General features: G+C 67.4%; 16 protein-coding genes. 11 read left to right on the top strand and 5 right to left on the bottom strand.

What is annotated here, in order from left to right:
• Positions 1-56 precede the first annotated feature (56 nt).
• A complete protein-coding gene (locus tag Poly30_RS24215) occupies positions 57-1,115 on the bottom strand; it encodes a PulJ/GspJ family protein (protein ID WP_145203675.1) in 1,059 nt (352 codons plus the stop codon).
• A 3-nt stretch (positions 1,116-1,118) separates the two neighbouring features.
• Entirely contained in the window at positions 1,119-1,733 is a 615-nt protein-coding gene (locus Poly30_RS24210) for a type IV pilus modification PilV family protein (protein WP_145203672.1), read from the bottom strand.
• 257 nt (positions 1,734-1,990) lie between these two features.
• Between Poly30_RS24210 and Poly30_RS24205 the strand changes: the two genes are divergently transcribed.
• The 5 genes from Poly30_RS24205 to Poly30_RS24185 are packed head-to-tail and all read left to right on the top strand — an operon-like array spanning position 1,991 to position 7,972.
• On the top strand, positions 1,991-4,123 hold the full coding sequence (locus tag Poly30_RS24205) for an alkaline phosphatase family protein (protein ID WP_419190605.1): 2,133 nt from the start codon (positions 1,991-1,993) through the stop codon (positions 4,121-4,123).
• A 33-nt stretch (positions 4,124-4,156) separates the two neighbouring features.
• Positions 4,157-6,274: an alkaline phosphatase family protein gene (locus Poly30_RS24200; protein WP_145203666.1), complete on the top strand. Its 2,118-nt coding sequence runs from the start codon at positions 4,157-4,159 to the stop codon at positions 6,272-6,274.
• Between the two features lie 18 nt (positions 6,275-6,292).
• Positions 6,293-6,490 carry a hypothetical protein gene (locus Poly30_RS24195; RefSeq protein WP_145203663.1) on the top strand — a complete coding sequence of 66 codons (198 nt, stop codon included), beginning with the start codon at positions 6,293-6,295 and terminating at the stop codon, positions 6,488-6,490.
• 40 nt (positions 6,491-6,530) lie between these two features.
• Positions 6,531-7,382 (top strand): hypothetical protein, encoded by an 852-nt coding sequence (locus tag Poly30_RS24190; protein ID WP_145203660.1) that lies wholly within the window; start codon positions 6,531-6,533, stop codon positions 7,380-7,382.
• A complete protein-coding gene (locus Poly30_RS24185) occupies positions 7,379-7,972 on the top strand; it encodes an HD domain-containing protein (RefSeq protein ID WP_145203657.1) in 594 nt (197 codons plus the stop codon). The genes Poly30_RS24190 and Poly30_RS24185 overlap by 4 nt, the downstream gene beginning before the upstream one ends.
• A gap of 45 nt (positions 7,973-8,017) precedes the next feature.
• Here the strand turns inward: Poly30_RS24185 and Poly30_RS24180 are convergent, their stop codons facing one another.
• Both Poly30_RS24180 and Poly30_RS24175 read right to left on the bottom strand, forming a co-directional pair.
• Complete coding sequence (locus Poly30_RS24180; protein ID WP_145203654.1) at positions 8,018-10,429, bottom strand: DUF6288 domain-containing protein; 2,412 nt, start codon at positions 10,427-10,429, stop codon at positions 8,018-8,020.
• 83 nt (positions 10,430-10,512) lie between these two features.
• On the bottom strand, positions 10,513-11,511 hold the full coding sequence (locus tag Poly30_RS24175) for a GNAT family N-acetyltransferase (protein ID WP_419190602.1): 999 nt from the start codon (positions 11,509-11,511) through the stop codon (positions 10,513-10,515).
• 269 nt (positions 11,512-11,780) lie between these two features.
• Here Poly30_RS24175 and Poly30_RS24170 point away from each other — a divergent pair, with 269 nt between their 5' ends.
• Both Poly30_RS24170 and Poly30_RS24165 read left to right on the top strand, forming a co-directional pair.
• Positions 11,781-14,201, top strand: a complete 2,421-nt coding sequence (locus tag Poly30_RS24170) for an RNA polymerase sigma factor (protein ID WP_145203648.1) — start codon at positions 11,781-11,783, stop codon at positions 14,199-14,201.
• Between the two features lie 179 nt (positions 14,202-14,380).
• Complete coding sequence (locus Poly30_RS24165; protein WP_145203645.1) at positions 14,381-16,813, top strand: hypothetical protein; 2,433 nt, start codon at positions 14,381-14,383, stop codon at positions 16,811-16,813.
• 43 nt (positions 16,814-16,856) lie between these two features.
• On the opposite strand, the gene Poly30_RS24160 is transcribed toward Poly30_RS24165, so the two are convergent.
• Complete coding sequence (locus Poly30_RS24160; RefSeq protein ID WP_145203643.1) at positions 16,857-18,308, bottom strand: glycosyltransferase family 87 protein; 1,452 nt, start codon at positions 18,306-18,308, stop codon at positions 16,857-16,859.
• A gap of 291 nt (positions 18,309-18,599) precedes the next feature.
• Between Poly30_RS24160 and Poly30_RS24155 the strand changes: the two genes are divergently transcribed.
• From Poly30_RS24155 to Poly30_RS24135, 4 genes are all read left to right on the top strand, one after another.
• Entirely contained in the window at positions 18,600-20,219 is a 1,620-nt protein-coding gene (locus Poly30_RS24155) for an NADH-ubiquinone oxidoreductase-F iron-sulfur binding region domain-containing protein (protein WP_145203640.1), read from the top strand.
• Positions 20,220-20,298: 79 nt separating this feature from the next.
• Positions 20,299-23,130, top strand: coding sequence for a formate dehydrogenase subunit alpha (gene fdhF / locus Poly30_RS28890; RefSeq protein WP_419190600.1), 2,832 nt, complete (start codon positions 20,299-20,301; stop codon positions 23,128-23,130).
• Positions 23,131-23,212: 82 nt separating this feature from the next.
• Positions 23,213-25,057 (top strand): sensor histidine kinase, encoded by a 1,845-nt coding sequence (locus Poly30_RS24140; RefSeq protein ID WP_145203631.1) that lies wholly within the window; start codon positions 23,213-23,215, stop codon positions 25,055-25,057.
• A 25-nt stretch (positions 25,058-25,082) separates the two neighbouring features.
• Positions 25,083-25,817, top strand: a complete 735-nt coding sequence (locus Poly30_RS24135; protein WP_145203628.1) for a response regulator transcription factor — start codon at positions 25,083-25,085, stop codon at positions 25,815-25,817.
• Positions 25,818-25,846: the final 29 nt, after the last annotated feature.

The raw sequence follows: 25,846 nt of genomic DNA, 5'->3' as shown, positions 1-25,846 counted from the left end.
GGTGGACAACCAGGGGGGACTGGTTCGCCGGGTTTGGGCTCTTTTTTTTGGGGGGGTCAGTTCGCCGCGCCATTGCGCAGATAGAGAACGGTTTCGAAGCGCTTCACGATCTCGCGGCCATTCACATCTCCGAGGAGCGCGAAGAGGCGAATGCGCAGACGACCGGAATCCGGCGTCCAGAGGAACATCGGGTCGTCGAAGCCGTCGCCGTTGAGGTCGCTGCCGTAGTTGTCTCGCTCCTGCAGCAGGATCGGGGAGACGAGCTCGAGACTCGACGTGCCGAGCGCTGGGTCGACGGCGTTCCACGCGAGATCGGAGATCCCGCCCAGATCGAAGGTGTCGTCGAGGTCGCCGTCGTTGTTGATATCGAAGTTCCGCTCCGCTTCTGTCACGACGCCGATGGGAGAGAAGACGAGGCAGGCACAGCCGTCCGTCGTGTCCGCTCCGCCGACGGTGGCGCCCCATCGGATGCCGCCGGCGTCGATGAAGGTGCCGGTACGAGCAGGATCGACCGGTCGACGATAGGTAAAGCCGACTCCGTCACCGCGGTAGAAGACGGGCCCGCGAAGGTCGTCCGTCTGGCCATCGAACGTGCCGGCGGCCGGGGCAATCTGGTTCTCTATCGGGAAGGAAACGCCTTCCCAGAGCACGAGGCTGTTGGTCGGGTGCCCCGTGGAGGCGGTTCCGCGGGCGCCGCGGGTGAGCTGGGCGAGCTCGGAGACGTTCGGCGCGAGGGTGGTGTAGGTCACCCGTTCCTCCGACGCCGTCCCGGGCTCGATCACGATGGTGCCTTCGTAGGGGAAGCCGAGGTGATCCTGGATGACGAGGCCAGCCGTGCCGCCGCCGCTGAGGCCAGAGGCCAGCGTCGTGGTCGGGTTGATCCCCTGGCCAAAGTCGAGGCGCTGTTCGATCTTGGTGAAGAGGTCCTGGATCAGTCGCTCGGAGTAGCTCAAGCGCTGAAGCTGGCCGACGCTCTCCGCTTCGCGCTGAAGCGAAGCGGCCGTGGCGAGCAGAATGATCGACACGATCGTCAGAGCGATCATCATCTCGACGAGCGTGAAGCCCGACGCCAACCGGCGGATCACGAGCCGCTTTCTTTCCTTCTGGATGTGCATGGATCAGTACCGAAGGAGATAGACGACCTGGGTGAGCTGCTGCTGACCGGCGCCGCCGCGCCACCGAACGCGGACGATGGCGGGCAGGAGCGCCGCGGAGCCAGTGATATCGTTGTTGTTGGCCGCGCCGTCTCCGTCGAGATCGCGGGGCATGCCCGCAGCGACGCCGAGTACGGCGTCGGTGACGGTCTCGTCCGTGATCAGCTGGACCGTCGCGACGCCCGCTTCCCCGACCCAGGGATCGAGGCCCTGAACCGGGAAAACGTTTCCGGGGATGCCCCCGGGGCCGTAGACGTTCAGGATCTCGCCCGCCCAGTTCGCCGGAGCGGTGTCGGCCTCGCGGGCGCTCGCGTGGAGGTCTTCGACGATCGCCTGCATGGCCGCCTGGGCCTGCTGCTGGTCCGACGCGCTGCGGCGGAGCGAGTTCACGACGACCGAGGTGGACGTCATCGCCAGGAGCCCCACGAGCAGCACGGACGCGGTCACCATGACCTCGATCAGGGTGAAACCAGCCGAGCCGTGCCCTCTGGGGCGCCGGCGGGTCCGCCCTTGGCCATGGGAAGATCCAGGGCGCCCGATCGGGCGGCTGTGAGGGTCAGGAGTGTTCGAGATCTGCATCACGTGGTGGCTCGGTGGTCGATGGGGCAGGCGGCGCCCTCGGGGGGGGGGAGCTCTTCCCTGCACATCGGCCTCGCCGGAATCGAGACTTCAGGAGATCCGGTCTCAAGGGTTCCCCGGTGACGGTCGATCCCGCATTGATCCTCCGACGGTAGACTGCGTGCCTTCTCCGCGGACTACGCGGTGACCACGTGATGAAATACAGCCGCTTACATGCCGTCCCCACGGTCCAGAGGGGTCTCCTTTTGGGCTTCTCGATGCTCCTGGCCACCGCCGGTTCGAGCGCGGCCGAGGCCGCTTCTCCCTCGGGAACGGACGCCGTTTTCGCCTACATCGGGCCGGGAGCAGGATTCGCGGTCGCGGGGTCCTTCCTCGTCCTGCTCGGCACCTTCCTGATGGCCTTCGGGATCATCTTGATCTGGCCGCTCAAAGCGGTTTTCAAGCTCGCCACGCGGCGAGGCCGGGGCAAGGCCAAGGTCAAGCGGGTGGTCGTGATCGGTCTCGACGGATTCGACCCCCAGCTGGCCGAGCGCTACGCGGATCGCATGCCGAACCTGGCGCGACTCAGGTCCCAGGGCTGCCACTACCCGCTCGGGACCTCGATCCCGTCGATCTCACCGGTGGCGTGGTCGACGTTCGCCACCGGGGTCGACGCCTCGCGGCACAACATCTATGACTTCCTGACCCGTGACCCATGTTCCTACATGCCGGTTCTGTCGTCGACGGACACCAGCACGGTTCCCCGGAACATCAACCTGGGCTTCGCCAAGGTCCCGTTCGGCCAGCGCGCTGTCTACAAGGTGCTCCAGAAGAGCCAGCCGTTCTGGAAGCTCCTCGGTGCCAACCAGGTCTGGTCGTCGATCATTCGCGTTCCGATCACCTTCCCGCCGCAGAAGTTCAAGAACGGCACGCTGCTCTCGGGGATGTGCGTGCCGGACCTCCAGGGCACCCAGGGGTCCTTCAGCTTCTACACGAACGACGAGTCGAAGCTCGGGGCCGCGACCGGCGGCCAGCGCTTCCGCGTGGTCGTGCGTGACGATGCAGTCGAGTCGAACCTGAAGGGGCCCCCGGGGCCTGACAAAATCTCGATGAAGTCGCCGTTCCGCGTCGCCATGGATCGCGCGACCGGCAAGGCCGCCATCACGGTGGGGGACGAGACGGTCCACGTCGGGATCGGAGAGTACACGCCCTGGATGGAGGTCCCGTTCACCGGCGTCAAGGGCATCGCGCGCCTGCGAATCCAGCGCTGGGACGACGAGGCCGTCAGCATCTACGTGACGCCGATCAACATCGATCCGGAGTCCCCGGCGATGCCGATCAGTCACCCGTTCGTCTACTCGATCTACCTCGCGAAGATGCTCGGCAAGTACGCCACCCTGGGCCTCGCCGAGGACACCTGGGCGCTGAACGAGCGCGTGATCGACGAGGCCGCGTTCCTGGATCAGGCCTACCTGATCATGGACGAGCGCAAGAAGCAGCTCTGGGACGTCCTCGAGAAGACGAAGAAGGGCTTCGTGACCGTGGTGTTCGACACGACGGACCGCGTCAGCCACATGTTCTACCGCTACCTCGAGCCGGATCACCCCGCGAACGAGGGCAAGGACACCGAGGAGTTCAAGAACGTCATCCCCGAGCTCTACGGCAACGCCGACAAGCTGATCGGCGAGGTCATGGAGAAGGTCGGCGACGATCCGGACACCGTTCTGATGGTGATTTCGGACCACGGCTTCTGCTCTTTCCAGCGCGGCGTGAACCTGAATTCGTGGCTGCGCGACGAGGGCTACCTCGTGCTCAAGGACGGCGCCGAGACGTCGGGCGACTGGTTCGAGAAGGTCGACTGGGAGAAGACCCGGGCCTTCACGCTGGGCCTCACCGGCATCTTCATCAACCGCAAGGGACGCGAGCGCCTCGGGATGGTCGAAAAGGGCCCCCAGATGGACGCGCTCTGCGCCGAGATCAAGGGGAAGCTGGAGGCGCTCCTCGACCCGAAGACGGGCGAGAACGCCATCAACGAGATCTTCCTGACCCAGGAGATCCACAACGGCCCGTACGCCGACATGGCGCCCGAGCTGCTCGTCGGATACCACCGAGGCTTCCGGCACTCCTGGGACTGCGCCGTGGGTGCCGTCTCGAAGGACGTTTTCACCGACAACACCAAGAGCTGGTCCGGCGACCACTGCATCGACCCCAGGCTCGTGCCGGGCGTCTTCTGGAGCAATCGCTCGATCCAGCTGGACGATCCGAACCTCAGCGATATCGCTCCGTCGGTTCTGGACCTTTTCGGAGTCGAGATCCCGGGCTACATGAAAGGGCGGCCGCTCTTCGGCAGCAACGAGCGCTCCGCCTCTCCTGTTCCGAAGACCCCCGCAGGCTCCAAGACGGCTTCCTGAGACCTTCCCTGACGGGTTCGACGCACTGATTCCATGATTCTCCCACGCTGGACGGCCTATGTGGCGCTTGCGGTGATCGCGATCCTGTTCGCGACCGCCATTCCGCGCCGCTCCAAGGAAGCCGATCCCCACGCCGCGCGCGCCGCCCGTGAAACCGGGCACGTCGATCTGCCCGAGTCCGAGTACCCCCGCATGGTGGTGATCGGGATCGACGGACTCGACCCCGACATTCTCCGGGACGTCATGCGGCGCTTTCCGGATCGGATGAAGAACTTCCAGCGTCTCGCCGACGCCGGCGGTGGCGTCATGGACCTCGGAACCTCGACGCCGCCCCAGAGTCCGGTCGCGTGGTCGAACTTCATCACGGGCCGCCACCCCGGCGGCCACGGGATCTATGACTTCATCCACCGCGACAAGAAGATCTACCGCGCGATCGCGTCGACGGTGGTCAGCGAGGACGGGCACGATCGCGACATCCCGCTGACGCCTTTCAAGCTGCCCGTGGGCGGCAGCTCCGAGCCGAACCGCACCGGGAAGGCGTTCTGGACCATGATGATGGACAAGGACGTGCCCGCCGATCTCTACCGGGTTCCCATCAACTTCCCTGTCGAGCCGTCGAAGGGCGTGAGCTTCTCCGGGATGATGACCCCGGCGCTCGACTCGGCCTATGGCCAGTACACCGTTTACACGACGAACCCGCCCGCCGAGAAGGCCGGGCTCAGCAGCCGGTTCCGGACGGTTCGCGTCAGCGGTGGCGCGGTCCGCACGCAGCTCGACGGCCCGATGAACGTGCTGCGCGATGGCAACCCCACGGCCTCCGTGCCGCTGACGGCCTATCTCGACAAGGAAGCGAACGCCGCGATCATCGAAGTCGGCTCCGAGCGCCTCGTGATGGAGCCGGGCCAATTCTCGACCTTCGTTCGGGTGAGCTTCGACCTCCTGCCCGCCGGCGCCATGTCGCTCGACGGCATCGTTTGCTTTTACTTGCGCAGCATCTCACCCGAGTTCGAACTGTACGCGTCGCCGGTGAACTTCGATCCGACGAATCCGGTCGAGCCCGTTTCGCTTCCCGAAGACGCAGCCGCGAAGATGGTCGAGGAGATCGGCCTCGTCTTCACCCAGGGGATGGCCGAGGACGTGAACGCGCTGAAGAGCGAGGCGCTCACCGACGCCGAGTTCATGCACCAGGCGAACCTGGTGCACCGCGAGCGTATCCGGATCCTCGACTACGCGCTGGATCGTTACACCGCGAAGAAGGAGGGCGGGCTGCTCTTTTTCTACGTCTCCAGCGTGGACCTCGCCATGCACATGATGTGGAGGCACCAGGATCCCCAGCATCCGTTCTACGATCCGGCGATCGCCAAGCAGGACTCCAGTTCCTGGTCGGGTCGCGACGGGACGACCTGGGAAGACGTGGTGGACGACCTGTACCTGCGCATGGATCCGATCCTGGGCAAGGTGCTCGACCGCGTCGGCGACGACACGACGGTCATGGTCATGAGCGACCATGGTTTCGCGCCCTACCGTCGCAAGTTCTCCCTGAACACGTGGCTGCTGGAGAACGGCTACCTCAAGCTGAAGGAAGGCGTCACGAAGGAACTCCCGGAGGGGGACCCCAAGCGGACGGACGTGATCCTCGAGGAGGCCGTGGACTGGTCGGAGACGCGCGCCTACGGGATTGGCTTCAACGGTCTCTATCTGAACCTCGCGGGCCGCGAGGCCGAGGGGATCGTGAAGCCCGGGGCCGAGGCCGACGCCCTTCTGAAGGAGCTGAAAACCCAGCTGGAACTCATCATCGACCAGGGGCAGCAGGTCGTCCTGAGCGCTGACCTCGCCAGCGTGGTCTTCGCCGGCGGAGCGCGCCTCGACGACGCCCCGGACATCGTGGTGGGCTACAATTCGGGGTACGGCAACTCGGACGAAGCCACCCAGGGGCGTATCCCGCACGACGTCCTCACGGACAACGTCGGGGGCACCTTCAACGGCAGTCACCTCATGCACCCCAGCGTCGTCAGCGGAACCCTGCTGGTGAACCGGCGGGTCACGGTCGAGGATCCTCGGCTGGAAGATCTCACGACTTCGATCCTGGATGCGTACGACGTTCCGGCCGACCCGGCCATGACGGGCCGCCCCGTCCTCCTTCACCAGTAGCAGAACCCCACTCCTTCCATGTTCGGATCCTCAGGCAAAGTCAAGATCGACCCCGACCTCCTCACTCGCATCAAGCAGATCGCCGAGGTCGCGGGATACGCCTCCCACGAAGAATTCATCCAGCACGTGCTGGAGCGTGAACTCGCCCAGTTCGAGGACGCGAGCTCGGACGAAGACATCACCGAGAAGCTGAAGGGCCTCGGCTACATCAGCTAACCCCTCGGCAGGCCCCGCCTGCCTGCCTCCCTCCCCACGCATGAACGCGATCAACCGCGCCGTCACGAAGTTCTTCGATCTCGTCCTGACGCCCCTCGAGGCGATCAGCGACGAGTTCGCGCTTCTCTTCGTCAGCGGCGTCTTCGGCGTCCTGGCCCTCTGGATCTTCAAGCACATCTCCTGGCAGAAGGGGATCAAGGCCACCAAGAACAAGATCAAGGGGCACCTGATCGAGATCCGCCTGTATCAGGACGATCTGGTCGTCGTGTCGAAGGCGATTCTCAAGGTGCTCTGGCGCAACGTTCAGTATCTGTTCCTGAACTTCGGACCGTTCATCCCGCTGGCGATCCCGTTCGCGCTGGTCGCGGCGCAGATGGTGGTGCGCTACGGCTTCGAGCCCGCCGACGTCCAGCAGGTGCAGGCAACGCGCCTCGCGGGCGACGGCATCACCCTCTCCATCGAGGGTGACACGGACGCGATCGCGGACCTTTCGATCGAGCTGCCGGAGGGCCTGACCCGCGTTGCGCCGCTGCCGCGTATTCCCGGGCAGAAAACGGCGAGCACCGAGTTCTTCGCCGAGGCGCCGGGCGTCTACGACATCGTGCTCCGGACGCGCGGCCAGGAGATCAAGAAGCGGTTCGTGGCAGGCGCCGCCGACGAGGACGTTCGAACGATGCAGCCCGAGCGCGTGACCGGCTTCCTGTCGGCGCTCCTCTGGCCGGCCGAGGACACGCTCGAAGGCACGGGCCTCACCCACGTGGCGTTCGTCTACCCGGAGAGCGATCTGGGCTGGCTCCCTTTCGAGGGGCCGGGCGGCGTCCTGATCATCTTCGTTCTGGCCTCGATGGTCGTGGGTTTCCTCGCGCTGAAGCCGCTCGGCGTCCAGATTTGACCAGCGCCTCGAACGAGCACTTCAGCGACCAGGTCGAGCTCGCGCTGCGTATCTCCATGGAGGCGCACGCGGGCCAGACCCGCAAGGGCCAGTTGACGCCCTACGTCACGCATCCTATCCATGTGGCGCTTCTGCTGGCGCGGGCTGGCGCCGACGATCTGACGCTGCAGGCGGCGCTTCTCCACGATGTGGTGGAGGACTGCGAGGGCTGGACACTCGAGGGAGTGGAGACGCTCTTTGGGGCCGAGGTGGCGCGGACCGTGTGCGACCTGACCGAAGACATGCGGGGCAGCTGGGAGTCCCGCAAGCAAGCGGCTCTCGATCAGGTGGCCGAGATGGAGGGGCGTTCGCTGGCGGTCAAGACGGCGGACAAGCTGCACAACATGCAGACGCTGCTGGCGAGCCTCTCGGCCGCGCCGAACCCCTCCAGCGTCTGGGATCATTTCAGTCGCGGCCCCGGCCCGACCATCGGCTACGCGAGACAGCTGGCGGAAGCGCTGATGACGCGCCTGCGCGAGGTCGGAGAGTTCGAACCGCTGGGCGAAGAGCTCCTGGAAGTGGTCGACCGGCTGGAACGGTTCGTTCCCTAGCCGGTCCAGGGGCCCAGCAGCTCAGCAGCTCAGCAGCTCAGCAGCTCAATCGAGCGAGACGAGCGTGGGGAGGCTCTTCGAGGCACGGATCCGCTCGATCGCCTCACGCACCGCGGCGGCCTTCCCGCGGCTCAGCGTCTTCGGGAAATCCGCCTCGTCGTTCTCGAAGTACAGCGCGATCTCTTCCAGCTCCGGGATGAACCGCTGCGCGTGCGCTCCGTAGGTGTCCAGGATCTTCAGCACGTCCGGCGTGCGCTTTTCGCTGGCGTGCTGTTTCTGGTAGCGAACGTAGTGTACGCAGGCCTCCATGCCCTCTTCGATATGGTGCTTGGCCAAAAGGTTCAGGCCCGAGGTGCGCACTCCGTCCGCGAACATGATGCCGCTCGGAGCAGGCTCCATCGTCGCCTCGAAGATGGCGGGTAGGAGGGGCTCGATCCATTCGAAGGGCAGCGACTCGTAGATCGAGCCCACGGCGCTCCTCGCGCGGCCGTCCTGGTTCTGCAGGCCGGCGCGGATCGCGGTCCCGAGAGCCTTCTCGTCGACGCCCTCGAGCGATTGGCGGAGCAGTCCATTGCGACGATCGAAGAGCGTCAGGCAGAGGTAGCGCTGCTCCATGCCGCGGGGATCGACGTCGCTGGGCGCGCTGGCGAGGGCTTCGAGCAGCGCCGGAAGGGCAGGCATCGCGGCCTCGCCGATCCGTGACAGCGCGTCTGCGGCCTTCACGCGCAGCCAGAGGTCCCCGTCGTCGAGGCACGCCAGGAGCGGCTCCACGGCGGGAGCAGCGGCACCTCGGAGATGGGCGAAGGTCTGGCACGCTCCGTAGCGGGCGTTCTGGTCCTTCGATTGGAGCCTCTCGATGAGCTGGGGAACGACCTTCGCCTTGCTGCGCGCGAGCGCCATGGCCGCTCGTTCGCGGACCACGGGCGACCAGCTGCCGGTCCTGCGCAGAAGCTCTTCCTCGTCCAGGCTGGCGTAGAAGCTGTCGCGATCCCGGTTGTTCCAGCCGCGGCCGTCGTCGATCAGCGACGCAGCGCGGGCGGCGTCGATCGCGGGGACGACACTCGGCTGCTTCCCGGTCAGGACGATTCGGCGCAGCGGCAGCGCGTAGCTCAGGAGGTAGACGCCGGTGGCGTCCCAGCCCGAGTAGCTGTCGGGCCGCTCCTCCGGCGGGCCCTGGTGCTGGAACGTTCCGTCCCACTGCCGCGCGAGATCGAAGTACCGGGCTCCGAACTCCTGCATCCAGGCACCCGTTGCCTGGGGCCCGGAGAGCGAGACGCCGGGCAGCGCCCAGAGCAGGTTGAAGAAGTTGCCGGTGTGCCCGGTGTCGCGCTCCGCGCCGTGGGAGGCGACGCACATGGACGAGAAGAACGTGGCGCTCGGCTCGTCTTCGATCAAGTGGAAGAGAACGGCGCCCATCCCGCACTTGCCGTTGTCCTCGTGGGTTTCGATCCAGGGATCGTGGTCGCCGTAGGGGATCGCTCCCTTGCCCGCGTAGAAGCGCAGCAGGTCGGTGCTCCGCAGAATCGCGAGATCCACCTCTTCGCTCCGAACGCCCGCGGAGCGCGCCAGGACCAGCCCGATCGTCAGGGGCACGCCCGGAGAGTTCATCATCCCGTACCCCGCGAGTCGACCATCTGCCTGCGCGAAGCGATGGCCCCATGAGCCGACGCGGCTCTGGCCGTGCGTAGCGTCGAGGGCGAGCCGCCACAGTCCCTTCATGACGGACTCGTCCCCGGTGGCCATGACGTACTCGGCGAGGAAGATGCAGACGTAGCCGTAGTACCAGGTCTGGAAGCTGTCGGCGGAGTAGTCGGCGGCCCAGAGCGCCTCCCTGCGAAGCAGAGGCAAGTAATTCTTGTCGCCACTGGCGAGGAGCGCGAGCGCGTTCAAGCAGCGCGGGATCGGGTTGGGTCCGTACCCCTTCTCCGCCATGCGCTCCGCCAGCGTCTCGCAGCCCTGCTCGAGAATGCGCGCCGACTTCGGACAGTCGTAGGGCGCCGTCTCACTGTAGCTGCCCAGCACGGGCAGCTTCAGGGTCACGGTCTTCGTCTTGCCGTCGCGCCAGCGAAGAAGCTTCAGACGGCCCCGCCCGGCGCGCGACTCGGCGGCGGTCAGCGCTCGCCCCAGCTCGGAACGCGGGTCGTCGCGGAAGGGTTCCGAGCCGAGCCCCAAGATCACGTCACCCACGGCCAGCTGGCCGTCGGCCGGAGAGCCGGGAGCGACCTCGGTGATGGCGACCTGTCGGGCGAGATCGGTCACGAGCCGTTCGCTGTACATCCAGCCCCGGGCCCCGGTCGCTCCCAGGTTCCAGTCGTGGGTGGAGCGCTCGGGGATCGCGCCCCCTTGGGTGAGGTCGGGGACTTCCTGGGCGGCCGCCGCGGAGGAGGCGAGACCGGTGAGGAGGAGAGCCGCGATCGCGGCGGCCAGAAGAGCGTGCCGAACAGGAAGAGACTTCATCGCTCAAGAGCATAGGCGCGCTTGGGGTCGATGCGGCTGTCCCAGATCCGCTCAGCCGCACACTCTTGCCCGGCAGACCTGCGTCAGAGCGCCAGGTGGAAGAACCTGGAGAACTCGTTCGGCCGATACTCGCCGAACGCGGACCCAGGCTGAAAGCCGAACGAACCGTAGAGCCCCACGGCTGCGTCGAAGACAGGTCCGCTACCCGTCTCCAGGGAGAGTCTCTCGTATCCGCGCTCCACTGCCGTTTCGATGATGCGCAGGAGGATGGCCCGCGCGGCTCCCCTGCGGAGCCGGTCGGGGTGGGTCCGCATGGATTTGATCTCGCCGGCCTTGGCCCCGAGCTCGCGAAGCGCGCCGCACCCCAGCAGATCGTCGCCCTCCCAGGCGGTCCAGAACGTAAGGCTCGGGTCCCGAAGGCGCTCGATCCGCAGCACGTGCGCCTCGCCCGCCGGCGAGTGAGCGTGCATCTCGCCGAAGTGCATCTCCAAGAGCTCCACCACCGCGGGGTGGCTCAGGTCATCGATCTTCAGCTCCATCGGGCTCGCCACGGGCACCCAGTATCGGTTCACGTCCGTGCCCTCTGTTTCGAGATAGTACTGATCCCGCAGCACGCCGCCGCAGCGTTCGATCGTCCGCGCCGAGCCTTCGTTCGTCGGCGCGCACGTCACCACGAGGCCCGGGAGTCCAAGGTCGCGTCCTCTCTCCAGCGCTGCGCGCAGGAGCGTCGTCGCGTGACCCTGGCGCCGCGCGGACGGGCGCACGCTATAGCCCACATGCCCACCGAATCGCTCGAGGCTCTCGTTCAGCCGATGCCGGAAGTTGAAGACCCCGAGGAGTTCGCCCGTGGCCGAGTCTTCCAGGAACCGCGTGGTGCAAGGCACGAATCTGCCCACGGTCTCGGGCGACCACCCGAGCGGGTCGCCGCGCTCCCAGGCGTTGAAATGCTCCAGCGTTTCTTCGTGGGACCAGCCCGGTTTCTTGAAGAAGGCGGGGATCCTGGTCTCGCCCTGCCGGTGGAAGTCGTCGACGAAGCAACGAAGGGCGGTCGCGTGTTCGAGAAGGAGCGGTGTGAGGCGCATGGGAGAAGGCAGGGGAACGGCAGGGAACCGTTGCACGGGCTTCTTCATCTTGCCGGTCAGCCCCGGGGACGTCCGGGCTGAAGCTCCAGCGGCGAGTGCGAGCGAGCCAAAAAGTCCCGTGGCGACAATTTTTCAGGCTACCGTCCCTCCGCCCCCGGGTACTCACCAGTTTCTGCGAGAATTCTCCGGAAGGTCGGGTTGGTAGCTCCACTGCTCATGGGCGCGCCCGTTGGCGCGCTTCTCGCCGCGACCTCGCCACCCGGTCTCCCATGACGATCCCGACCCTCGACGAAATCCTGACCCAGGACGACTGGCTCCGCCGCATGGCGCGCGCCATCGTTCACGATCCGGCTTTGGCCGATGACCTGACGCAGGATGCCTGGGTCGCGGCTCTTCAGCGGGGGCGCGGCGGCTCCGAGTCACGCCCGTGGCTGCTCGGCGTTCTGCACCACTCGGCCCGGTCCCTCTTTCGCGGAGAGGCCGCTCGCCGCGCTCGACAGGGCCGATCGGATTCCTCCGTCGCTCGGGATCAGGGGACCGTCCATTCCACGGTCGACGTGGTCGCCGATCTCGATCTGCGGCGGCGTATCGCCGAGACGCTGATCGATCTGGAAGAGCCTTACCGGACGGCGCTTCATCTGCGCTACATCACCGGTGATACCTTGCCGTCGGTGGCCCGGAAGACGGGTGTCTCCACGTCGACGGCCGAGGCGCGGTGCGCGCGGGGAGTCGCGAAGTTGCGGCATCGGCTTCTGGGACGTGGGGGAGAGAGCGCGGGGGGCGAGCGGGCCCGTTGGTTCGATGCGCTGGTCGTCGCGGCCGGCCCGGAGAAGACGGGGCTCCTGGGGGCGAAAGGGGTTCTGGTCGGCGCGGCCGCAGGCGCGCTGGGTCTCGCCGGCTGGTGGGGCATGGGAACCACGGAAGGAGTCGAAGCTACCAAGGCGAACGACGTCCTGGTCGCTCCCGATCACGTGCCCGTTGCCTCGATGTCGGAGGTCTTCGGGATGGGGGGGCCGGCGGAGCCCGTGGATCTCGTGAGCGTGAACCGCTACGCGATCGCGCCGTCTGCGCCGGTCGCGGGAACCGAGGATCCAGCGCCTGTGGCTCCAGAGGAGTCGTGGCTGGAGGGTGTGGTGCTCCTCCCCGACGGTCAGCCCGCGAAGAGTGCCCGTGTCGCGCTCCTCGAGCTGAGGGAGGGAGCACCTTTCGACGGCGGGCGCCAGGTCGATGGGAGGGCGGGTGCGGCGGGAGAGTTCCGACTCGTCGTACCATCGTGGGCCCAGGGACAGTCCGTGCTGCTCGTTGCCAGGCGAGGTGGCTCACGTCCGTACTCCGAGCTGGTGGTGCCCGGCGCAAAGAGATGGGAGCGGCGCCAGGAACTCGTGCTGGAAGCGGGCCATACCGTCGAGGGACGCGCCGTTCGCAGCGGCGAGCCACTGGCGGATATGTGCGTTGGAATCGACGTCGCCTACGGAATTCCGGGCGTTGACGCCGCGGGTCAGGAGTGCTGGTGGGCGAACGATCGTTTCGAAGAGAAGTTCGCCGAGGCGATGACCGATGCCCTCGGCTACTTCCGATTCACCGGGCTGGCTCCCGCTGAACACCGCGTCGAGTTCCAGGAACCGAACGCCCCTGGCCATCGCCTTCCGCTTCACACGTTCCAGGTCCGCGCACCCGACGAGCGGGTCTACGACCTCACGGGCGCCCGGCTTCTGGTGAGCGTGTTCGACTCCGTGGACAGACTGGAGGGTGCCCGCGTCCGCGCTTCGCTGGAGCACGGAGGTCGAGAATGGACGAGCGGGCCCGAGGCATTCACCGTGGAGGTACCAGCGGGCAGGCCCATTCGGATCGAAGCCACGCATCCGTCGGCGACGCGGGTGGAGCGGGAGGTCCTCGCGCCGGGCCCCGGACAGTGGCTCGGCGTCGATCTGGTCACCGTCCGGATCGAACGTCCACGGTTGATCGCGACCTTGATGCATCCCAATGTGGATCCGTTCCAGGCCTTCTCGCTGCTCTTCATGAGTCCGGTCGGCGGGCCCTCGCTGGAGGTACTCGCCGTGCCGCTTGATCCTGACAAGGACTCCCCGGGTGGCCGGTTCGTCGTCGAAGCGGTTCCGCTGGAGCCTGGCCCCTACCTGGTGTCGCTGGAGCCGGGAACTCCGGGGACCGCCCTGAGCTTCCGCTATCCTGACACGCGCCTGGTGCAGCTGCCCCGCGTCGGCGACGTCGAGATCGAGCTCGACTACCTCAAGGGCGGGCGTTGCTCCATCGATCTGTGGTCCGAACTCCAGGTTCCGTGGACGGCCAGCTACTCGCTGCTCGACGCGAGCGGGAACGTGGCAATGGACGGAGTCGTTCAAGGGGGCGACTTAATGGAAACCGATGAATTCGAAGTGACGGACGAGAACTTCAGCTCCGCCTGGGAGGTCAGCCATGAATTCCACGAGGTCTCCGAAGGCGCCGAGACCGCCGCGACGGCGTCGCTCGGGCAGGCTCATTTCCACGTGACCGATCGAATCGAGCTGCAGCGCGGCCATTCGGATGCGCGTGCAAGAGCCGGAGGCGTCCTGCGGGCCGGCTCCTACACCTTGCAGGTGGAGGGTGACCGCTTCGAGCCACTGACGCGCCCGATCGAGATCACGGCCGGCATGCAGGCCAACGTTCGAGTCGAGCTCATCGAGAGCGATTGATCTCAGCGCAGGCTCCTCTCGGCAGTCGAACGGAGGACGGGCAGATTAAGATCAAAGACGCTAAACGCGCGGAGGGCGCCGCAGTCTGCAGGGTAGCGACCTCTTCTGAACCCCACGGGAACAAGGTCGCTGTGAAGAGCTCTTCTTCTCTTTCCCTCCGTTCCTGCCCCTCGAATCCGATGATTCTCACCCTCGGCCTTGCCGTCAGTTCGCTCTTTCCCACGCCGCTTCCTCCGCAGATCTCCTTCCAGGAAAGCGCCGGTGAGCACATCGAGCGTCGCTCACGCCGCGATCCTTCGGCTGCTCCTCTTCCGGACCTCCGGCGCGGGCAGCCCCACGTGAACCGCCCCGCGACGCCCCGGGAGGTCCACGAGCCGACCTCGGCTCCCGTGGGCGTTCGTCCCGAGATGGGGGAGGGCGCCGCGCTGGCGGCTGTCCAGGGCCAGGATCGTCACTCCATCGTGTACCACGATTCCGTCGGCGACACGCTATGGGCCCGTGGGCGCACCTACAAGGCGAGCGCGTCACCGGACGGATTCGCCTACATCCCGTTTCTTGGCTCCGAAGCCCCGCGCAATTTCCCGGTGCGCTTCCGCCTGGAGAGCGTCCAGCGCGACGGCGCTAGCTTCGATCTCAACCCGACTGCGCGCGTGAGTCGCGTCGGCGATCGCATGATTCTGGACCGCGGGGCCGTCGAGGTCCGCTACGACCTCGACGTGGATCAGGTCGAGCAGTCTTTCGCCTTCCATGCCAGCGCGGGAAGCGGCGACGTCACGCTGCGTCTTGTCGTCGAGACCGAACTCGCCGCCTTCACCGGCGAGGAAACGCTGCGATTCGGCAATGATCGCGGAAGCATGACCTACAGCGACGCGATCGTTCTCGATGGAATGGGTCGAAGCGCAGCGGTGCGCTCCCGCTGGATGGACGGCGCGCTCGAACTCATCGTGCCCGCGGCTTTCGTCGACGCTGCGGCCGGTCCGATCGTGGTGGATCCGATCATGAGCACCGTCACGATCGACGCGTTCTCTTCCGACCTCACGGTCCCGGACCTCGCGTACGAGGTGGCGGGAGATCGTTATCTCGTCGTCTACGAGGAGGCCTTCTCTGCGACCGACGCCGACGTGTTCTCCCAGTTCATCGACGCCGTCACGCTCGCTGCGAGTGGCGGAGCCTACGTCCAGCTCGGTGCCGGGAGCTGGAACGCGCCGCGCGTGGCGCAGCACCGGAACACAGGCCGATTCCTCGTGGTCTCCGAGGCCGATAGCGCGGCCGTCGCGGGCTCGACCGACATCGCCGCGCGCTTCCGGCTCGCGGATGGCTCTCAGGAAGCTCCGTTCATCCTCAAAGGGGCTACCAGCTCCTACGGGTGCGTTTCGCCCGACATCGGATCGGAGTCGGTGGACCTGTCTTCCAGCTACTACTGCGTCGCGTACAACCGCGAATACAGCACCGATCGTGACGTTCACGCCATCATCGTCGATACGGCCGGGAGCTTCCTCGGTAGCGATATGTTCCTTGCGAGTTCCCTCTCCCGCGACGAGACAGCTCCTGCGGTCTCTCAATCGACGGGCAACCTGACCGGTGTCACGCGCTACAACATCGCGTGGGCCTCCGAAGACATCAATACTGGTGAGTCCAAGGTGGAAGCCGCTCAGCTGGACTTCGACGGTAGCTCGGTCTTCGGACCGTTCGACGTCGCCCCCTTCCAGACGGCACTGGGGTTCTACTTCGACGTCAGGGTTTCGTCTCTCTCCGACACCGTCCACCCCGTGACCGGCGAGCAATACTGGCTCGTGACCTACGACGACAGCGCCAGCGTCGTGACCGATGCCTACGTGGCCCTGTGCGCCGGGCAGACGGTGCGGAGCACCGAGCAGCTGCAGGTCATCGAGCACGCTTCGATGGCCGCCAACGACAACAACGTCGTCATCGGGACGCTGAACGAGTCCTTCATCCTCGCCTACGAATCGGCGGGCGCCGTCTACGCCACGATCGCCCAGCCGATCGTCGATCGCCTCGGCATGACGGAACGACGTCTCAGGAGCACCGGATCCAGCCCCAATCTCGACACCATGTCCATCGCGACCACCCGCAGCGGTGGCGGCCCGTTCAGCGATGGCGTCATCGTCTGGAGTCAGTTCGACGGCACCTCCAACAACATCGCGGGTGCCTTCGTCCAGGCGTCCGCGGCCTTCGTCGCCTCCGGTACCCAGTACTGCTATGGCGCTGCCAACAGCACCGGAGATCGAAGCTATATGGTGGCCTTCGGCGACAGGGATCGCTTCAGCACGCAGCAGCTCCTGACGTCGTCACTCCCACTGAATTCCTTCGGCTTCTTCCTCGCTTCGACGAATCAGGGCCTCGTCCCAGGAGCCGGCGGAAGCCAGGGCACGCTCTGCGTGGGGGGCTCCGTGGGCCGATTCGGCGTCTTCAACTCGGGCTTCGGTGGCCGAGGTGTCTTCAACCTCAACCCCCAGTCGATCGCCCAGCCGACCGGCGCGGTCAGCGCCCTCTCGGGCCAGACCTGGAACTTCCAGACCTGGCACCGCGACGCGGTGGGCGGCACGGCCACGTCGAACTTCTCGAACGCGGTGGCGATCCCCTTCCTTTGATGGAACCGCTGAACTCCCCTCGCCTCACCATCCAGAGGGGAGGTCAGCGACCCGCGACAGCTCCTGGTTCGTCGGGCCACAGGTCGGCTCGAACCAGGAGTCGTCCTCGGAAGCGGGTGTCCAGCAGCACTCTGTAGCCCTGGGGGTGAAAGGGGACCCGCGCCATGATCAATCCGGGGCGGCGCTGCAGAAGTTCGCCAAGGATCGTCGGGGTGCGCTGGTCGCTCCCGAACGAGACCTCTGGTGAGACAAGGCCCGCCGCGTCGATCACTGGATTGTCCGTGTGGTACGCAAGGTACCCGGGCTCGGGCGTGAGGAGCGTCGCGCCGCTGAGCCCGGCGCTACGGATTCGCTGGATCACCTCGTCGTAGACCTCGATACGACTGCGGTGCTCGTGCGTCGCTTCGATGTTCGAGCGGTAGCGGTGGAGCGTCGATGGCAAGAGAAGAAGGCCGAACGCCGCGATGCTCGCCTGCACAGGAATCACTCGCAGGCGTGACGTGAATCCACGGCTCGACGCCTCCGCTCCCACCAGACACAGGGCTAGCAAGAGCAGATGGAACGGCCAGCGATGCCAGCGGAAGCCGTGCGCTGGGCCGATGATGGCGAGTCCGAGGAGGGCGAGCCCGGCGCCGACGGCGAGGCTGAGAAGCGGTGATCGTCGCTTCCAGAGCGTCCATAGCCCGACCGAGCCGAAGGCGAGGACAGCGACACGCATGGCGACCTCGACGCCCGAAACCCGGAGGGCGCGTGCGGACCAGACCCAGTCGCCTGGCAAGAGAGCCCAGGCGCCGCAAAGGTACTCCCACGCGCCCAGGTCACCGGCCTTGGCTTCCAGCGCGTGCGGCAGGAGAGTCCCGAAGGTCGCCGCGGCGAAGATCCACCAGGGAGCCGCGACCACGGCGGCGCTGACCCCGAAACGCACCGCGGCATGTCGGCCCAGAATGGGCACGAAGGCAAGCGCGAACAGAGCTCCCTCATGGCGCGTGAGAAACGCGAGTCCCATGACGGCACCCGCGCCCGCGATGCGCCGGCAGCGCACAAGCGCCAGCACTCCAAACAGCAGCGCCATGAACAGCGGTGTCTCCATGCCCCAGGATTCATGGGATCGGCCAAAGCCGAAGAGGACGGCGGTCGCAAAGGCGATGCTGGCGATGGGCATGTCCTCCTTTCGTAACGCCAATCCCCCGAGCCATGCGAGGGCGACCAGGGAAGCCGTGGACGCAGCGGTCAGCGCGACCTCCGGATCCGCGCCGAGCCAGGTCGAGAGCGCGAGCAGCAGCGTCCAGAGTGGTGACGACGTTCCGAGGACGTGTTCCCCGGGATTGAAGACGTAGCCGCGGCCCTCGGCGAGGTTGTCGGCATAGCGAAGAGTGACGTAGGCGTCTTCGAACGGGAAGTGTGCGAAGGCACTCGCGGCCATGAGCGCTCCTGCTGTCGAGAGGACGGCCAGGGGCGCCCACGTCCACGCGGAGCGCGGGCTGGTAGAGCGCATGAAATCAGCGCACGCCGCGTCCCCGAGAGCCGAGAGGCGCTTCCGGGCCAGTGGCGCGCGGGCAGGTGGGGCGAGAGGGGGCAAGCGGCGCTGCGAGACGCCGTTCCGGCGAGGACCGGTGCTGGGACCCATGCACGTTCCGTTCCAACGCTGGTCCTCGAGCCGACGCCGCGGCCGATTCGCCCATCTCGCCACCCGTTCCGAGCAATGTGCGGCCCTCGAATGCATACTGCGTGAACGAAGGCCCCGCCCGTCACCGACGACGAAGGGGTTCCAGCTCCGCGCGACCCCATGAGCAAGCAAGACGCAGCATCCGTTCCCGATCGCCTCCGCGAGGCCGGCGGTCTCCTCGAGGGCGTGGCCCGGCAGATTGCCCGGGAGACCGGGGTGCCCGAGGCCGACGTCTGGGGCGTGGGCAGCTTCTATCACCTGCTCTCGCAGCCGAACGTCAAGCTCCGCGTTTGCACCGGACTGCCGTGCTGCCTCGGCGGCGCCCAGGAGGTGCTGGAGGCGGCGAAGGCGGCGGGCCTTCCCGTGGATGAGGCCTCGTGCCTCGCGGGGTGCGACGTGGCCCCGGCGGTGCTTCGCGAGCGACGTACGTTTCCGTCGGTGACCGTCGCCGACGTCGAAGCGGCGGGCGGCGACTGGAAGAAGCTCGAGTCCGCGGCGGCGCCCGGCGATACCGAGTGGAAGGGGACGGTAGGGCCAGAGGGAGCCGCGGACGGCGACCTCGTCTTCGCTCTCTCTTCGCCGATGCAGCCGCTCGGCCAGGCCTTCGCACGCGCGGCCGAGATGGGGGCGGAGGCGGTCATCGAGACGATCAAGGCGTCGGGCTTGCAGGGCCGCGGCGGCGCCGGGTTCCCCGCGCACATCAAGTGGTCGGCGGTGGCGGGCCAGCCCGAGACCCAGCGCTACGTCGTGCTCAACGCCGACGAAGGGGAACCCGGCACGTTCAAGGACCGCGAGTGCATGCTGCGCCGCCCTGACCTCGTGCTGGAAGGCATGGCCATCGCCGCGAAGGCGGTCGGCGCGACGGACTGCTATCTCTACCTGCGCGGCGAGTTCGAGATCCCGTGGGGGATCGTCCAGCGGCTGATCGACGAGGCCCACGAATCGGGCGTCTACGGCGACATTCGCTTCCACATGCACGAGGGCAACGGCGCCTACATCTGCGGCGAGGAGACGGCGCTGCTCGAAGCGCTGGAGGGCAAGCGCGGGATGCCACGCATCAAGCCGCCCTTCCCCGTTTCGCACGGGCTATGGGGGAAGCCGACGCTCATCCATAACGTCGAGACGATCTCCTGCGTGCCCGCGATCATCGAGCGCGGCGGCGAATGGTTCGCGGGGCTCGGTCGCGGCGAGGCCGGGACGAAGCTCTACTGCATCAGCGGCCACGTGGCGCGCCCCGGGACCTACGAGCTGCCCCTCGGCGTCACGCTGGACGAGCTGGTCGAGGCCGCGGGCGGCTACGTCGGCGAACTCAAGGCGTTCAGCCCCGGTGGCGCGAGCTCCGGCTTCCTGCCTGCCGAGATGCGCGATCGCCCGCTCGACTTCAAGACGCTCGCGGGGCTCGGCTCGATGCTCGGGTCGGCGGGCGTCGTGGTCCTGAACGACACCGTCGATATGCGCTGGGCCACCGCCCAGCAGCTCCGATTCTTCGAGGCCGAGAGCTGCGGCCAGTGCGCCCCCTGCCGCATCGGCACCCGCTACCTACGGGAGGCCGTCGACCGCCACGTCGCGGGCGATACCGCGGACGGCCCCCTCGACCATGCGGCGGACGTCGCCTGGCAGATGAACGAGGGTTCGATCTGCGGACTGGGACAGGCCGCCCCGCTGCCGCTGACGAGCGCCCTCAAGTATTTCCCGGGGGACTTCCCCGCCGGTCCTCCCGCCGGCTCCAAGAATTCGTAGCTCCTGCTAACCTCTACGGTTGGAGCGCCATGCTGCCGACCTTGGAGTACGAGCCCGCCGCCTACCGCTGACCTGAACCATGATCGATCGGAACCAGCCTGACCTCCCGGACGGAGTCGCCACGAGGGCGCTCGAGCTCAACGGGCGCCGCATCCCGTTTCAGGCCGGTGAGACGATCCTGGAGGTCGCCCAGCGCGCGGCCGTCGAGATCCCGACCCTCTGCCACGATCCGCGGCTGGAGCCCGCTGGCGCCTGCCGGACGTGCCTCGTCGAGGTCGACGGCCAGCGCCGCCTCGTGCCCGCGTGCAAGACGCCCGCGGCCGATGGGGACAAGGTCCGCACCGAGTCCGAGCGCGTCGACCGTCACCGCAAGACGCTGCTCGCGCTCTACCTGACCGATCACCCGAAGGACCGGGCGGTCGCCGAGCGCGGTGCGCCGAACGAGCTCCTCGACATGGCGGATCGCTACGACGCGCCGCGCAACTGGGGTTCGATGACCTCCTCGCGTGAGAGCCGCAACGGCGATCGCAACCCCTATATTCACTTCAACGCCGAGACGTGCATCTCGTGCGCGCGCTGCACGCGCTACTGCGACGAGGTCGAGGGCGTCAGCGCGATCACGCTCGCGAACCGCGGCGCCCATACGACGATCTCGACGGTCGAGTCGCTCTCGCTGCTCGACACCACCTGCGAGATGTGCGGCGGCTGCGTCGACGTTTGCCCGACCGGCGCGATGGGCGAGAAGATGCCGCTGACGCGCCATGCCAAGCCGGAGCGCGAGCTGACGAAGGTCCGCTCCACCTGCAACTTCTGCGGCGTCGGCTGCCAGCTCGACCTCAACGTCGATCCCGAGGCGGAGAACGGCCACGGTCGCGTCGTCAAGGTCACGAGCCCGCCCGCGGGTACGACCACCAACGACGGCAACCTGTGCGTCAAGGGCCGCTTCGCCTACGACTTCATCCACCACGAGGATCGCCTGACGATGCCGCTGGTGCGCGACGAGAGCGGCGAGCTGGTGGAGACCAGCTGGGAGAACGCGCTCGCCGTGGCGGCGGCCGGCCTCCAGGGCGTCGCCGAGCGCCACGGCAAGGACGCCCTCGGCTTCGTCAGCTCCTCGCGCTGCACGATGGAGGAGAACTACCTCATCCAGAAGCTGGCGCGCGCGGTCTACGGAACGAACAACATCCACCAGTGTGCCGCAACATGACACGCACCCACGGTGGCCGGTCTGGTCACGACGTTCGGTGCAGGTGCGATGACGAACTCGATCGGGGAGATCCGCAACGCGGACTTCCTCTTCGTGATCGGCAGCAACACGAGTGAGGCCCATCCCATCATCGCGATGGAGATGAAGCGCGCGGTGCGCCGCGGCGCGACCATGGTCGTCGCGGATCCGCGCAAGATCTGGATGTCGACGATCGCGGAGAAGCACCTCCAGCTTCGCCCCGGCACCGACGTCTGGTTCCTGAACTCCCTGGCCCACGTGATCTGCGAGGAGGGTCTCGCGGACGAGGACTTCATCGCCAAGAACACGGAAGGCTTCGAGGCCGTCCGGGAGACGGTCAGGCGCTACACGCCCGAAGAGGCCGAGAAGGTCACGGGTATCCCGGCCGAGGACATCCGCTGGACCGCGCGGGAGTACGCGACCACCGAGAAAGCGGGCATCTATTACACCCTGGGGATCACCGAGCACACCCACGGCACGGACAACGTCTACGCGCTGGCGAACCTCGTGCTGATGACCGGGCACCTGGGCAAGCCGTCGTCGGGCATGAACCCGCTGCGCGGTCAGAACAACGTCCAGGGCGCCAACGACGCGGGCGCGACGCCGATCTTCTACCCCGGCTACCAGCGGGTCGATGATCCCGCGGTCCAGGCGAAGTACGAGAAGTCGTGGGGCGTGAAGCTCTCCCCCGAGCCCGGCCTGAACCTCAATATCATGATGAAAGAGGTCGGCAAGAGCATCAAGGGCCTCTTCGTCATGGGCGAGGACGTCGTGCTCTCGGAGCCGAACTGTATGGAACTCGAGAAGGGCATGAACGCCGCCGAGTTCATCGTCGTCCAGGAGCCGTTCCTGAACCAAACGACCCGCTTCGCCGACGTCGTGTTTCCCTCTTCGGTGTTCGCCGAGAAGGAAGGCGTGTTCACGAACTCGGAGCGCCGGGTCCAGCGCGTGCGCAAGGCGGTCGATCCGCCCGGCCACGCGCGCGAGGACTGGCGCATCCTCATCGACATGGCGAACGCGTCCGGCGCGCGCTGGGCGTTCGAATCGGCGGCCGACGTCTACGACGAACTCGCCCGCGACGCGGACAAGTTCAGCGGCATCAGTCACGCACGCCTCGACGCGACCGTCTCGCTGCCGAAGACGGGCCTGCAGTGGCCGTGCCCGACGCCGGAGCACCCTGGAACGACGTTCCTCCACGAAGAGGGCATCCTGCGCGGCAAGGGCCTTTTCCAGGCGGTCGAATACCGTCCGTCGGCGGAGCTTCCCGACGAGACCTACGGGCTGCTCCTCTCCACAGGCCGCACGCTCTACCACTACAACTCGGCCACGCAGACGCGCCGCGAGACGGGTCTTGACGCGAAGCAATCCGAGGCCTGGATCGAGATCCATCCACGCGACGCGAAGAAGCGCGGGATCGAGGATCGGGACATGGTCGAGGTCACGACGCGACGCGGGTCCGTGCGGGCGCGGGCGCTCTATTCGCGCCAGGTGCAGCCGCGCTGCATCTGGATGCCGCTGCACTTCGCGGAGGCGCGTGCGAACCTCGTGACGAACGACGCGGGCGATCCGGTGACGGACACCGCCGAGTACAAGGTCTGCGCCGCCGAGGTCACGAAAGTCGAGGAGAGCGCGGCCGGGGTCGGGCTCTACCCGGGCAGCTTCTATGGCGTCGACGCACCGGCGTAGGACGGGCCATTCCACGGGCCATTCTCCGGGCCGTTCTCCGGGGGCCCAGGAATGGCTTCTGGCCCTGGGGGCCCTGACGGCCGTGGCGCTCTTCATCGCCGCGTTCCTCGACTTCGGGGATCCGATGGAGCGCGCGCGCCTCGAGGTGCGGAGCGGCGCCGCGGCGCGCGCGGAGGTCGTCGAGGCCAGCTGGGACCGGCTGCTGGGGCTGTCCCGCGAGCCCGCGGAGGCGAAGGGCGAGGCGGTCACGATCGGACCTGAGGGGCTGCGATCCCTCGATTTCGAGAAGACTCCCCCCGAGTCGGCGCGCATCGTTCACTTGCTCATCGAGTCCGCGCTGTTCGAAGCGGCCGCCGGGGATGTCGATCGTGCGATCGCGGAGGCCGAGGGGATCCTCGCGCGCGCCCCTGACGATCCGCGCGCCACCGAGGCGCATCTGCATCTGGCTCGCTGGGCGAGCTCCCGGGGCGACTTCGAGGCGGTTCGGCGCCATCGCGCGGCGATCGCGCAGACGCTCGACGCCGTGGGCGCTCCGACGGCCTGGGTCGCCGGCACGTCGGTGGCGCTGCTCTCGTCGCTCGTCGAGCCCGTCGACGCTACCCTCGCGCTGCGGTGGCTTCGCGATCCAGCCGCGCATCTGCCCGCACCCGTCGACCAGGCGCGCGTCCGCGGCGGCGCGCTCATCGTCGAGGAAGACCCCTGGTGGGGGACGCTGCGGGAGCGGCTCGCCGCGGCAGATCCCGGCGTCGACTGGGACCGCGCGTTCCTGCGCGACGTCCGCGCCGGCGATGCGGTCCAGCGGGCTTTCGGGAGCGAACTCGTCGCCGCGCGGGACGCGTGGACGCTTCAGCGGCGCGGTGACGCCTGGCTCGCGGCCCGCGCGCTCGGGGACGAGATCCGCGTCCTCGCCGTGGATGCCAGCGGCCTCGCGGCCTCGATGCGCAAGTCCATGGGCAGCGATGCGCCCGACCTCTTTCAGGTTCACTTCTGGTCAGAGCCCGCGGCCACGGAGGAGACCGTGCTGCCATTGCGATCTCTCGGGACGGGAGCGCTCGCTTTCTCCATTCATCGCGGGGACCCCTACGCTGCCGGAAGGCGCGAACTGGTCCAGCTACGCCTCGTTCGCGCGGCTCTCGTCGTGCTGGCGCTGGCGATTCTCATCGCTTCGATCATGGCCGCGCGCGCCACCGATCGTGCGCGTCGGCTCTCGCTCCTCCGCAGCACCTTCGTCGCGAGCGTTTCCCACGATCTCCGGACGCCGATCCAGTCCATGCTGCTGATGTCCGAAACGCTCGAGCAGAATCGCGTGGCCACCGAGGCCGGGCGTCAGCGCTACTTCGGCTCGATTCGCCGCGAGGCCCAGCGCCTGCGGCGGCTGGTCGAGGACCTGCTCGATGGCGCGCGCATCGATCGCGGCGAGGGCGCGCGCGTGGAGCGTCAAGAGGTCGACACGAACCGCTACTTCACCGAGTTGGAGAACCGGATGCGGGAGCGCGCCGAGCGCGCGGACGGCGACCTCACCTTCGTGCGCGGCGCGCTTCCCGAGACGCTCTTCTTCGATCCTGACGGCGTCCATCGCGTGATCTGGAACCTCTTCGAGAACGCGCTGAAGTACGGGCGTCAACCTGAGAAAAAAGCGGCGATCACCGTCGAGGTGGGGATCGACGGCGGCACGCTGGTCGCGCGCGTGCTCGATGAGGGCCCGGGCATCCCCGCCCGCTTCGCCAGCACCGTGTTCCAGCCCTTCGAACGCGTCACCGCGGGCGCGGCGGGCGGAGACATCGAGAAAGACACCGGCACCGGACTGGGCCTCGCCATCGTGCGTGCGATCACGCGCGCGCACGGCGGCGAGGCCCGCGTCGAGCCGAGCCCCCGTGGCGCGCACTTCGTCGCCACGTTCCCCGCCACGTCCCCGGCAGCCCACTGAGAGAGGCCCGAGCTGGCCGAATGACATGACGAGAGTCCTGGTCGTAGAAGACGAAGAACCCATCCGCATGGCGCTGGTCGACACGCTGACTTCGGAGGGCTACGACGTGCTGGAAGCGGCCGACGGCGAAGCCGCGGTGCGGATCGCGCTGGTCGAGGATCCCGACGCCGTGCTGCTGGACCTGATGCTGCCCAGGAAGGACGGCTTCGAGGTGCTGCGCGCGCTTCGGGAGGATCGGCTGACCGCGACCGTGCTCATTCTTTCGGCGCGCGGGGAGGAACTCGACCGCATCCGCGGCTTCGAGTACGGCGCGGACGACTACGTGGTGAAGCCTTTCTCCACGGCGGAGGTGCTGGCCAGGCTGCGCGCGGCGCTCGCGCGCAAGGCAGGCGCGACGCCGGGCGTGGGCGAGGTCGACGACGTCGGCACGATCCGCTTCGGCGACGTGGACGTGGACTTCAACGCCTACACGCTGGTGCGCGCGGGCGAGCGGCACGGGCTGTCGCGGCGTGAGATGGACCTGCTTCGCTACTTCCTGAAGCACGACGGCGAGACGCTCTCGCGCGCTCATCTCGTGGACGAGGTCTGGGGACCGATGCCTGGCACCGGCGAGCCGCCGACGACGAGAACGGTCGATCAGCACGTGATGAAGCTGCGCAAGAAGATCGAGGTCGACGCGGCGAATCCGCGGCACCTCGCGACCGTGCATGGCGTCGGCTATCGATTCAGGAAGCGCCCCGGCACGGCGGAAGGTGGATGACCGGGGCCGTGTTCCACGGGCGGTGACAG

The organism is Saltatorellus ferox, assembly GCA_007751475.1.
Taxonomy (GTDB): Bacteria; Planctomycetota; UBA1135; order UBA1135.
The sequence above is the reverse complement of the archived record's forward strand: the minus strand, read 5'-3'. Positions and strand labels throughout refer to the sequence as shown.